This is a genomic window from Pseudomonas entomophila, assembly GCF_023277925.1.
In the GTDB taxonomy this organism is placed as follows: domain Bacteria; phylum Pseudomonadota; class Gammaproteobacteria; order Pseudomonadales; family Pseudomonadaceae; genus Aquipseudomonas; species Aquipseudomonas entomophila_D.
Window position 1 is genome coordinate 4,650,411 of record NZ_CP063832.1, and the last position, 11,832, is coordinate 4,662,242.

Below are 11,832 nucleotides of genomic sequence, written 5' to 3' on the forward strand. Positions count from 1 at the left end.
GAGGTTCACACCATGCCGTTGCACACCCTGCTCCACCGCTCCAGCCAGTCCCGTCCCGTGGTTTCCGAAGCGCAGGCCCAGCAGGCTGTGCAGGCCTATTACGGCCTGCATGGCGCGTTGGTGCCCCTCGGTAGCCAGCAGGACGTGAACTTCTGGCTGGACAGTGATCAGGGCCGCTTCGTGTTCAAGGCCTGCCATGGTAGCTATGCCGAGTCGGAGTTGCAGGCGCAGCACGCGGCGCTGGCTTTCCTGCATCGACAGGGCATCGCCGTGCCGGCTGTGCGTCCGGCGGTTTCCGGCGAAACGCTGCTGGCGCTGGAGATCGAGGGCCAACCCTTGCGCGCCCGGATGCTCGACTACATCGAAGGTGAACCGTTGACTCGCCTCACGCACCTGCCGGCACGGCTGGTGGCCGAACTGGGCAGGCTCTGTGCCCAGGTTGACCAGGCCCTGGCCGGTTTCGACCATCCGGGCCTGGAGCGCACCTTGCAGTGGGACCCTCAGCATGCCCAGGCCCTGATCGAACACCTGTTGCCGACCCTTGAAGCAGGTGCGCGGCGCCAGCAAGTCGAGCGGGTCACCCGTCAGGCTGCCGAGCGCCTACAGCCGCTGGTCGACCTGTTGCCTGTTCAGGCCGTGCACCTGGACATCACCGATGACAACACGGTCTGGCGTCGCGACGACGCGCGGCAATGGCAATTGCAGGGGGTCATCGATTTCGGCGACCTCTGCCGCACCTGGCGCATCGCCGACCTGTCGGTCACCTGCGCGGCCCTGCTGCACCACGCCGAAGGCGACCCGTTGCGGATCCTTCCGGCGATTTCCGCCTACCAGGCGCTGAACCCGCTTGAGGAGGCCGAGCTGCGTGCACTGTGGCCCCTGGTGCTCAATCGCGCAGCGGTGCTGGTGCTCAGCAGCGAGCAGCAACTAGCCGTCGACCCCGGCAACCAGTACGTGCTCGACAACATCGGCCATGAGTGGGAAATCTTCGATACCGCTTGCTCTGTACCGGTGGCGCTGATGGAGGCTGCGATCCTGCAAGCAGCGGGCAGGGTGCCCGAGGCACCTGATTTCAGTGGCAGCCTGGCGCTGTTGCCCGCATTGGTGGGGCAGGTGATCGGCCGTGTCGATCTCGGGGTCCTCAGCCCGCACTGCGAGTTCGGCAACTGGGAGCAGCCGGGGTTCGACCAGCGCCTGCTGGTCGCGCAGCCGGCGCCTTCCAGCAGCCTGCACGGTCAGTACCGACTCTCGCAGACCCATATTGATCGACCCGATGAGCCTGCCACTTGTGCATTGGGGGTGGAACTCAACCTGTTCCCCGGCACCGTGCTGCAGGCCCCCGAGGCGGGCGTCTGGCAGCGCGGCGGCGATAACCGCGGCTGCTTGCGAACCGCGCAGTGGCAACTGTGGCTCAACGGCCTGGAGGAGGCGCCGGCGGATGGCCAGGTGCTGGAGAAGGGCCAGGTGCTAGGTGCCACCTGCGGTTTCCTCAGTGTGCAGTTGTGCCTGGAGGGGGAGGCGCAGCCGCCGTTCTTTGCCAAACCCTCCCACGCCGAGGCCTGGCTGGCCCTGTGCCCCTCGCCACGCGCGCTGCTGGGCTTCGACTGCGACGCCGAGCCACTGGCCGACCCGCTGGCGCTGCTGGCCCGGCGTGACGCCAGCTTCGCTCGTTCGCAGAAGCACTACTACGCCCAGCCGCCGCATATCGAGCGTGGCTGGCGCAACTACCTGATCGACATGCAGGGCCGCTCGTACCTGGACATGCTCAACAACGTCGCCGTGCTGGGCCATGGTCATCCGCGCATGGTCGCCGAGTCGGCGCGCCAGTGGTCGCTGGTCAATACCAACTCGCGCTTCCACTACGCCGCCATCGCCGAGTTTTCCGAGCGCTTGCTGGAAGTAGCGCCGGAAGGCTTCGACCGGGTGTTCCTGGTCAACAGCGGCACCGAGGCCAACGACCTGGCGATCCGCCTGGCCTGGGCCTACAGCGGCGGGCGCGACCTGCTCAGTGTGCTGGAGGCCTATCACGGCTGGTCGGTGGCCACCGACGCCATCTCCACCTCTATCGCCGACAACCCCCAGGCCCTGGAAACCCGGCCGGACTGGGTACACCCGGTGGAAGCGCCGAATACCTTCCGTGGTCGCTTCCGCGGGGCCGACAGCGCCGCCGACTACCTGCGCGATGTCGATGCGAAGCTGGCCGACCTGGATGCCCGTGGTCGCCAGCTGGCGGGCATGATCTGCGAGCCAGTGTATGGCAACGCCGGGGGCATTTCGCTGCCGGCGGGCTACCTGCGCGAGGCCTACGCCAAGGTGCGTCAGCGCGGCGGGGTGTGCATCGCCGACGAGGTTCAGGTTGGCTATGGGCGCCTGGGCGAGTACTTCTGGGGCTTCGAGGAGCAGGGCGTGGTGCCGGACATCATCACCATGGCCAAGGGCATGGGCAACGGCCAGCCGCTGGGGGCGGTGATTACCCGTCGGGAGATCGCCGAGGCGCTGGAGGCCGAGGGCTACTTTTTCTCGTCTGCGGGGGGCAGCCCGGTCAGTTGCCGTATCGGCATGGCGGTGCTGGATGTGATGCGTGACGAAGGGCTGTGGGACAACGCCCGTGACGTGGGGCGCCATTTCAAGGCGCGCCTGGAGGCCTTGGTCGACAAGTATCCGCTTGCCGGCGCCGCCCATGGCTCGGGCTTCTACCTGGGGCTGGAGCTGGTGCGCGATCGCCAGACCCTGGAACCGGCCACCGAAGAGACCATGATCCTGTGCGACCGCCTGCGCGAGCTGGGGATCTTCATGCAGCCGACCGGCGACTACCTGAACATTCTCAAGATCAAGCCGCCGATGTGCACCACGCGGGCGAGCGTGGACTACTTTGTCGACAGTGTGGAGCGAATCCTCGCCGAAGGGCTCTGAGGCGCTGCTTGCGAGCCGGGCAAGTCGATTGTTATCGGTTTGCCTGGCTTTTTTATGCCTAAATAATTTGTATTTTTCTATTTAAAGTCGATATTTATCGGTTGTAATATCGACGCATTGCCATGCTGCCTATACTGGCGAGCCTGCACCTTTTTTGATCACCGACCTGGCGCCCCTGGCACCGGGCCTTCGCAGAGGTTACCCATGAAGACCCTCAACTCGACCCCACGCGCCGACGGCTTCCACATGCCCGCCGAATGGGCCCCGCAGACCCAGGTATGGATGGTCTGGCCAGAGCGCCCGGACAACTGGCGCCTGGGTGGCAAGCCGGCGCAGGCGGCGCACGTGACCTTGGCCAAGGCCATCGCCCGCTTCGAGCCGGTGACCGTGGCGGTGTCTGCCGCTCAGTACGAGAACGCCCGCCGCCAGCTCGACCTGCCCAATATCCGTGTGGTCGAGATCAGCAACGATGATGCCTGGGTGCGCGACACCGGCCCGACCTTCGTCATTAACGATCATGGCGAGGTGCGGGGCGTGGACTGGGGCTTCAACGCCTGGGGCGGCTTCGACGGCGGCCTGTACGCGCCGTGGAACCGTGACGAGGAACTGGCCGCCAAGGTCATGGAGATGGAGCGCGTGCAGCGCTACCACACCGAAGGCTTCGTGCTCGAGGGCGGTTCGATCCACGTCGACGGCGAAGGCACCCTGATCACCACCGAAGAATGCCTGCTCAACCGCAATCGCAACCCGCACCTGAACCGTGAGCAGATCGAGGACATCCTGCGCGAGCACCTGGCGGTGGATACCATCGTCTGGCTGCCGGACGGTCTGTACAACGACGAGACCGACGGCCACGTCGACAACTTCTGCTGTTACGTCAGCCCAGGTGAAGTGTTACTGGCCTGGACCGATGATTCCAATGACCCCAACTACGCACGCTGCCACGCCGCCTACGAGGTGCTGAAAAACACCCGTGACGCCAAAGGGCGCGAGTTCGTGGTGCACAAGATGCCGATTCCGGGGCCGCTTTACGCCACCCAGGCAGAGTGCGACGGTGTCGATCACGTGGTCGGCAGCCAGGAGCGCGACCCTTCGGTGCGCCTGGCCGGTTCCTACGTGAACTTCCTGATCGTCAACGGCGGCATCATCGCCCCGAGCTTCGACGACCCGGCCGATGCGCAGGCCAGAGCGATCCTGGCCAAGGTCTTCCCGGACCACGAAGTGGTGATGATTCCAGGCCGTGAGCTGCTGCTCGGGGGCGGCAACATCCACTGCCTGACCCAGCAACAGCCGGCGCCGGCCAAGCGCTGACTGCCAGGTCAATGAAAGAGCCCGTCGCATGACGGGCTTTTTTGTGGGCGGCGACGGTCGGGGCGCGCAGATGGCACACCTCTTGTATTGTTTTTCCATTGTGTTTCAGACAGATAGGGCTACGCCGTTCTGTAACAAACCTTACGTAAGTTAGTCGCTCACGGGCCCAGGAGTGCGTGTGGAAATGAATGCAGCAAGTGAGTCGGCTTTGCCCCCATCGGCCGTGAATCACGAATCGCTCAAGCTATTGGCGCAGTGGTTGAAACACCATGGAAGCAACCGGGTCAGGAAGACCGACCCACGACGTCTGCTGGACGGGCGATACCCTCAGGGACTGATCAGCGATGCGGAGCTCGACGCTCTGATGGCGGTCTGGCACTGACCGGGAAGGATCCCGTTGCAATGAAAAAACGCCACCGCATTGCGGTGGCGTTTTCGTTTTGACCGTGGTTTGTGTAGCGGCTTTAGCCGCGATGCAGACGACGCTGTGCCTGGTACCCGCTTTGCGGGTAATCGCGGCTGAAGCCGCCTCTACAGGGGGGCGCAAGGCTCGGGGTCAGAAGCTGTAGCTGCCGGTCACCACCAGGCTGCGCGGGTCGCCGACCTGGATCTGTGCGGCGCTGGTCGCCGAGCTGTAGTAGGTCTTGTCGGTAATGTTGCTCAGCGCCGCGCGTACGTCCCAGTCATGGGTGCGGTAGCCGGCCAGCGCGTCCCAGCGGCCGTAGCCTGGCAGCACCACGGTGTTCTGGTTGTCGGCGTAGCGGTCACCGACCAGGGTCAGGCCGGTCTCGGCGTACCAGCCCAACTCCGGTTTCCAGGTCACGAACAGGCTGGCGTTGCGCTTGGCTACGTCGTTGATGCGGTTGCCTTCCTGGCCATTGTTGTCCTTGGCGATGGTCGCGTCCTGCAGGCCGATGCCGCCGCGCACATACCAGTTGCCAACGACGTTGCCGGTGGCGGTCAGCTCGATGCCGCGCGAACGCTGCAGGCCGGTCATCAGGGTGATGTTCGGGTCGAGCGGGTCGCGGGTGCGGCGGTTGTACAGTTCGAGCTCGTAGACCGCCAGGGTGGTGCTCAGGCGTTCGTCGAACCACTCGCTCTTGACCCCGATCTCCTTCTGCCGGGTCAGCTCCGGTTCGGTTTCGTTGGTGTTGCCCGCCGCGCCGGGGGTGATGCCGATCAGGCCGCCGCCGACCGGCGAGTAGGTTTTGCTCCAGGAGGCATAGAACGAATGGTCGCGCCACGGCGTGTAGACCACGCCCAGGCGTGGGCTGAAGCTGTTGTCCTTCTGCTTCTCGGCGATATTGCGCAGCTTGTTGGTGGTTTCCACCTCGAACTGGTCGAAGCGCACGCCGGCGAGGATCTGCCACTGGTCGTTGAGACGGATCTGGTCCTGCAGGTAGACGCCACGGCTGTCGACCACGGTGTGGTTGTTGCTCGACACCACCATCGGGCCGTTGTGCTGCAGCGCGCGGTTGGGATTGTTCAGGTCCAGGGACGGCACCGCCGTGCCGCCGGCGCTGACTGCCTTGGCGGTATACAGTAGCGGGTCGCGTCGCTGGTTGCCGAATTCCAGGCCCACCAGCACCTTGTGCTCCAGGCCCCAGGTGCTGACATCGCCCTCGGCCTCGAGGTTGTTGAACAGGTTGCGGGTGCTCAGGTCCTGCTGCCAACGCTGGCGGCTGACCAGGTTGGTGCGCGGGTCGTAGCCGGTCTGGTAGGTGTTGTCGAAGTCGCTGTCGAGCTTGAACAGGCCCAGAGTGTGGCGCAGCTGCCAGTTGTCGCTGAGCTGGTAGTTCAGGCGCGAGCGCAGCGACTGGGCCTTGTCGTCGATGTAGTCGCGCTGGGTGTCGCCGTAGGTGGTGCTGCGGCTGACGTCCGCCGGGCGGCCGTTGGCACCGGGGATGCCACGGTCCGGGGTGCGGTTGTAGCGGCTGTATTCGTACTGCACCAGCCAGTTGAGGTCGGGGGTCAGCTGCCAGCTCATCGACGGCGCGAACAGCTGGCGGTTGCCATCGATGCCTTTGCGGAAGCTGTTGCTGTCCTCGTTGCCCAGGTTCAGGCGCAGGCTGATGTTCTCGCTCGGGTCGGCGCTGAGGTCGGCGTACAGGCTGCGCAGGTCCTGGCTGCCGCCCTGGGCTTCGAGGGTCGAGCGGCGGCCGTGCTCCGGCGCTTTGCTCACCCGGTTGACGATGCCGCCCTGGCTGCCACGGCCGTACAGCACCGCCGCCGGGCCCTTGAGCACTTCGACCCGCTCGATGTTGTGCAGGTCGCGGGTGTACTGGCTGTCGTCGCGGATGCCGTCCAGGTAGAAGTCGTTACTGGCGTCGAAGCCGCGGATGCGCAGGCTGTCGAAGCGGGTGTCGCCGCCGGCGCTGACGTTGGGGATGCCCTCCAGCGCCTTGCCCAGGTTGCTGCTGCCGTAGTCCAGCACGTTGCTGGCCTTCACCGAATCGATGGCTTGAGGAACGTAGCGCGCCGGTGTCGAGGTCCGGGTCGCGGTGGTCACGTCCCGGACCCGCGGGTTGTCCTCTTCGCGCTCGTTGTCGGCGGTGATCGAGGTTTCCGGCAGGGTGGTGGTGGCGGCATTGACCAGCCCTGCGCTGAACAACAGCGACAGGCCCAGGGTCAGGGGCGAAAGGCGGCAGGGAGCAAGCATCGCGGGCGTCCGTAGGGGTAGGTGAGAAACTGGGCGCGAATGGTAATGCTTGCTATTTGCTGTTGCATGCCTATTTGTAAAGGCTTGTCTTTACATATGTATCAAATTGTTACTATCCCTTTGGGTGTATATTGGTATTGCATATGCGCGTATGGGTGATAAATGACAATTGTGCGGTTGTCACCGCGTTTGCATAAAAGAGACAAATTTGCGCTGACACACGGCAGATATGCATGGAAATGCACCGCCGCTGACCTTGTTTTTGGTTATATCAACCTGCATTTCACGTTTTTTTGACATGTATGAACAGGCAAGGCTAGGATTCGGCCTCTACGCCTGCTGGCCATGACATGGCCATGGGGCTGTAAGGGCCGTTGCAGACTCTCTGCAGGCCTTTCGGCCGGGATCCGCATAGCGTCGAACCTACGAAGGGGCGTTGGTTCTGGGCGTTCTAATGCAGCGCGTTTTTGAATACGAAATAAGGAAAATAAGATGTTGAAAACCAGGATCAGCCTGGTCGCTCTGGCGATGATCGCCGCGACCCAGGCACAGGCCAACGACCAGGCCGACAGCAAGGGCTTCATCGAGGACAGCCACGCCAACGTCCTTCTGCGCAACGCCTTCATCAACCGTGACAAGAAGCACGACGTCAACGACCAGTCCCAATGGGGCCAAGGCGTCATCGCCAACTTCTCCTCCGGCTTCACCCAGGGCACCGTCGGTGTAGGTGTCGACGCCTTCGGCCTGTACGCCTTGCGCCTGGACGGCGGCAAAGGCCGCAACGGCGGTGGTGGCATCGACTTCTTCAAGCGTGAGAACACCCTCAACGAGCGTGAGCGTAGCGACGCTGCGAACGACCTGGCCCGCGCCGGTGGCGCGATCAAGTTCCGCATCTCCAACACTGTGCTCAAGTACGGTGACCAGATGCCAGCCTTGCCGGTACTCCAGTACGACGACTCGCGCCTGCTGCCGGAAAGCTTCAGCGGCACCCTGATCACTTCCAAGGAGATCAAGGGCCTGGAACTGAATGCCGGTCGCTTCACCAGCGAAGTGCGCAAGAGCGCCCAGGGCCATGACAGTGGCGGCCTGAAGTCGATCAATGTCTTCGGTGGCAGCTATAAGTTCACCGACAACTTCACCGCGTCGCTGTACACCGCAGACAACGAAGACGTGATGAAGAAGCATTACCTGGGCCTGAACTACGTCCACCCGATCGCGGCCGACCAGTCTCTGACCCTGGACTTCAACGGCTACAAGTCGGACATCGACAAGAAGTTCGCCGAAGGCCGTCTGACCGGTGATTCCAACACCATCTGGAGCCTGGCAGCCACCTACGCCTACGGTCCGCACTCGTTCACCCTGGCGTACCAGCGCAGCACGGGTGACACCGGTTACAACTACGGTGGCTACCAGAATGATGGTGGTTTCAGTGACGGTGGCTCGACCATCTACCTGGCCAACTCCTACTGGTCCGACTTCAACGCCGAAGACGAGCGTTCCTGGCAGCTGGGCTATGGCCTGGACTTCGGTGCCTTCGGCGTGCCGGGCCTGACCTACAAGCTGGCCTACGTCGTGGGTGACAACATCAACACCCGTACCCTTGGCAAGCCGGAAGGCTACGGTGAAGGTAAAGAGCGCGAGATCTTCAGCCAGATCCGCTACGTTGTTCAGGAAGGTCCGGCCAAAGACCTGTCGGTCAAGCTGCGTGGTTCGTTCCTGCGTACCAACAATGCTGTCCAGCAGAACGGCAACTACACCGACGATGGCAACGAAGTCCGTGTATTCGTCGAGTACCCGATCAGCATCTTCTGATCCCGGTCCCGCGTCGCCAACAGCCCCGGCCTATGCCGGGGTTGTTGCTTTCCGGGGCTTGGCAATCACTGCCGGCGCCACTTCGATCTCGCCCGTCTCCGGCGCAAAGCTGTCACTGCGCGCCATTCGCCACATCCGTGCGTAGAACTCACTGTCGATCGCGCCGCTGAGCAGTTCCCCCGGTTTGAGGAAAGTGTGCAACTGCGAGAACAGGCTGATCTCGCTGGCGCTGATGCGCCGCGCCAGGTGCTTGGGCTTGAGTTCGGACGGGTGGGCAAGGCCGGCGGCGGCGAGCATCTCGGCCAGGGCGTGCAGGGTGTTGCGGTGGAAACTGGCCACCCGCTCGGCCTTCTCCGGCACCACTAGCGCCCGCTGGCGTAGCGGGTCTTGGGTGGCCACGCCGGTCGGGCACTTGTTGGTGTGGCAGCTTTGCGACTGGATGCAGCCGATGGCGAACATGAAGCCGCGTGCCGAGTTGACCCAGTCGGCACCGATGGCCAGCACGCTGGCGATGTCGAAGGCACTGACCAACTTGCCTGCCGCGCCGATACGGATGCGTTCGCGCAGGTTCAAACCCACCAGGGTGTTGTGCACGAACATCAGCCCGTCGCGCAGCGGCACGCCCATGTTGTCGGAGAACTCCCGGGGCGCTGCGCCGGTGCCGCCTTCCTTGCCGTCGACGACGATGAAGTCCGGGGTGATGCCGGTGGCCAGCATGGCCTTGGCGATGCCCATGAATTCCCACGGGTGGCCCAGGCAGAACTTGAAGCCCACCGGCTTGCCGCCGGACAGCTCGCGCAGCCGGGCGACGAAGCGCAGCAGTTCCACGGGGGTACGGAAGGCGCTGTGGGCGGCTGGTGAGATGCAGTCCTCGCCTTCACGCACGCCCCGCGTGGCGGCGATTTCTGCACTGACCTTGTGCCCTGGCAGGATGCCGCCATGGCCAGGCTTGGCGCCCTGGCTGAGCTTGATCTCGATCATCTTCACCTGGCCGTCGCGGGCCTGCACGGCGAAGCGTTCGGGGTCGAAGTGGCCATGCTCGGTGCGGCAGCCGAAGTAGCCGCTGCCGATTTCCCAGATCAGGTCCCCGCCGTGCTCGCGGTGATAGGGGCTGATGCTGCCCTCGCCGGTGTCATGGGCGAAACGGCCCAGGCGCGCACCTTTGTTCAGCGCGGCGATAGCGTTGGCGCTGAGGGCGCCGAAGCTCATCGCCGAGATGTTGAAGATCGAAGCCGAATACGGCTGGGTGCACTGCGGCCCGCCGATACGGATGCGGAACGAGGCCGGGTTGGCCATCGGTACCGGCAGCATCGAATGGCTGATGAATTCGAAACCCGGCTTGTAGGCATCGTTGAGCGTGCCGAAGGCCTTCTCGGCGCTTTCGTTCTTGGCCCGGGCATACACCAGCGAGCGCTGGGCGCGAGAGAACGGCAGCTTGTCGTCGTCGCCTTCGATCAGGTACTGGCGGATTTCCGGGCGGATGGTCTCGATCAGGTAGCGGATATTGCCCAGGATCGGGTAGTTGCGCCGCACCGCGTGGTGGCTTTGGCGCAGGTCGTTGAGGCCGACCAGGCTGAGCAGGGCGCTGACCAGGGTGAATGGCCAGAGCCAGGTGTGCACGGGCAGGAAGGGCGCGCTGGCGGCGGTGAAGATGAGGCATGCGGCCAGGCAGGCGTAGCGGCTGGGGAGCGAGTCTTTCATGGGTCCATCGCAGGCGAAATGACCTGCGTAGGATAGGTAAAGCCATGGCCTGGAAAACCTGGGGAATCGGTAAAAGACTATTACGGGTTAGGCGGGAGAGGCGCAGCGCCTGTGAGACCGAGCGTCCATCGCGGATGAATCTGCTCCTACGTTCGTTGCACCGGATAGGCCACGGTTGTCCGCCGGGTTTGCACGACGCGATTTTTCGGCTGCCTGTAGGAGCGGATTCATCCGCGATGCGCCGCACGGCGGCGCTCAATGGCATGAGCGCCACTACAAAATCTGCCTATACCACTATCACCCGCTTTTGCCTCAGCGCCACAGAACCTTCGCATACCCTTCCTAGCATGGTCCCATCGCTTCGATGAGGACCTGCCATGAACAACGCCACCCCGGGCGCGCAGATGAAAGTGCGCGGCATCCACAAGCGCTTCGGTGCCTTCACCGCGCTCAACGACGTGTCCCTGGACATCGCCGCCGGCGAGTTGGTGTGCCTGCTCGGCCCGTCGGGCTGCGGCAAGACCACCCTGCTGCGCTGCATCGCCGGCCTCGAGCGCCAGGACCACGGCACCCTGTACATCGGCGAGCGCGACATCTCCGAACTGCCACCCCAGGCCCGTGACTACGGCATCCTGTTCCAGTCCTACGCGCTATTCCCCAACCTCACCGTCGAAGCCAACATTGCCTACGGCCTGACCGGCGCCAGCCGCGAGGCGTCGCGCCAGCGGGTCGGCGAGATGCTCGAACTGGTAGGCCTTTCGGGCAGCGAGAAGAAATACCCCGGCCAACTCTCCGGCGGCCAGCAACAGCGTGTGGCCCTGGCCCGCGCCCTGGCGCCGTCGCCTTCGCTGCTGTTGCTGGATGAACCGATGTCGGCGCTCGATGCGCGGGTCCGCGAGCACCTGTGCACCGAGCTGCGCCAGTTGCAACGCCAGCTGGGCATCACCACGCTGATGGTCACCCACAACCAGGACGAGGCCATGCTGATGGCCGACCGCATCGCCGTGATGAACAACGGCCAGGTCGAGCAGTACGCCACGCCTCAGGAAATCTACGACCAGCCGGCCACGCCGTTCGTCGCCGAGTTCGTCGGCCAGGGCAACTGGTTGCCGTTCCAGCGCCGCGGCGACAGCCTCGCCCAGGTCGGTGGCATGAACATGCGCCTGGCGCCAAACGCCGGCAATGCCAGCAGTGGCCGGCTGTTCTGCCGCCCCGAGGCGATCACCGTCAACCCGATGGTGCATGAAGAAAACCTGTTCCCGGCCAAGGTTCGCGAAATCACCTTCCTTGGTAACCGCTGCCGCATGAGTTTCGAGTTCAAGGCGTTGCCGGGCCACGCGCTGCTCGCCGAGCTGGCGCCGGAAGCCATGCCGCGCCTGGGCTCACAGGACATCTGGGTGGCCCTGCCGCCGCAGAGCCTTCAGGTGTTCGCCTGA

At 64.2% G+C, this 11,832-nt stretch carries 6 protein-coding genes; 4 read left to right on the top strand and 2 right to left on the bottom strand.

All coding sequences use genetic code 11. The annotated features are described in order from the left end of the window. The first annotated feature begins 12 nt into the window (after window positions 1-12). On the top strand, window positions 13-2,913 hold the full coding sequence (locus IM733_RS20635) for an aminotransferase (RefSeq protein ID WP_248918269.1): 2,901 nt from the start codon (window positions 13-15) through the stop codon (window positions 2,911-2,913). Window positions 2,914-3,117: 204 nt separating this feature from the next. Then, on the top strand, window positions 3,118-4,224 hold the full coding sequence (aguA, locus tag IM733_RS20640; RefSeq protein ID WP_248918270.1) for an agmatine deiminase: 1,107 nt from the start codon (window positions 3,118-3,120) through the stop codon (window positions 4,222-4,224). A 556-nt stretch (window positions 4,225-4,780) separates the two neighbouring features. Here aguA and IM733_RS20650 read toward each other — a convergent pair. Then, window positions 4,781-6,883, bottom strand: a complete 2,103-nt coding sequence (locus tag IM733_RS20650; protein ID WP_248918272.1) for a TonB-dependent receptor — start codon at window positions 6,881-6,883, stop codon at window positions 4,781-4,783. Window positions 6,884-7,375: 492 nt separating this feature from the next. Here IM733_RS20650 and IM733_RS20655 point away from each other — a divergent pair, with 492 nt between their 5' ends. Next, window positions 7,376-8,695 (top strand): OprD family porin, encoded by a 1,320-nt coding sequence (locus IM733_RS20655; RefSeq protein ID WP_248918273.1) that lies wholly within the window; start codon window positions 7,376-7,378, stop codon window positions 8,693-8,695. Window positions 8,696-8,725: 30 nt separating this feature from the next. Here IM733_RS20655 and IM733_RS20660 read toward each other — a convergent pair whose 3' ends face one another. Next, the gene (locus tag IM733_RS20660; RefSeq protein WP_248918274.1) at window positions 8,726-10,396 is read right to left on the bottom strand and encodes an FMN-binding glutamate synthase family protein; all 1,671 of its coding nucleotides are present in this window, start codon (window positions 10,394-10,396) and stop codon (window positions 8,726-8,728) included. Window positions 10,397-10,773: 377 nt separating this feature from the next. On the opposite strand from IM733_RS20660, the gene IM733_RS20665 reads away from it, so the two are divergent. Continuing rightward, the gene (locus IM733_RS20665; protein ID WP_248918275.1) at window positions 10,774-11,832 is read left to right on the top strand and encodes a putative 2-aminoethylphosphonate ABC transporter ATP-binding protein; all 1,059 of its coding nucleotides are present in this window, start codon (window positions 10,774-10,776) and stop codon (window positions 11,830-11,832) included.

Excerpts from the sequence above, each read along its gene's own strand:
- IM733_RS20635 (WP_248918269.1), top strand. The coding sequence starts at position 13 with ATGCCGTTGCACACCCTGCTCCACCGCTCCAGCCAGTCCCGTCCCGTG.
- aguA (WP_248918270.1), top strand. The coding sequence starts at position 3,118 with ATGAAGACCCTCAACTCGACCCCACGCGCCGACGGCTTCCACATGCCC.
- IM733_RS20650 (WP_248918272.1), bottom strand. The coding sequence starts at position 6,883 with ATGCTTGCTCCCTGCCGCCTTTCGCCCCTGACCCTGGGCCTGTCGCTG.
- IM733_RS20655 (WP_248918273.1), top strand. The coding sequence starts at position 7,376 with ATGTTGAAAACCAGGATCAGCCTGGTCGCTCTGGCGATGATCGCCGCG.
- IM733_RS20660 (WP_248918274.1), bottom strand. The coding sequence starts at position 10,396 with ATGAAAGACTCGCTCCCCAGCCGCTACGCCTGCCTGGCCGCATGCCTC.
- IM733_RS20665 (WP_248918275.1), top strand. The coding sequence starts at position 10,774 with ATGAACAACGCCACCCCGGGCGCGCAGATGAAAGTGCGCGGCATCCAC.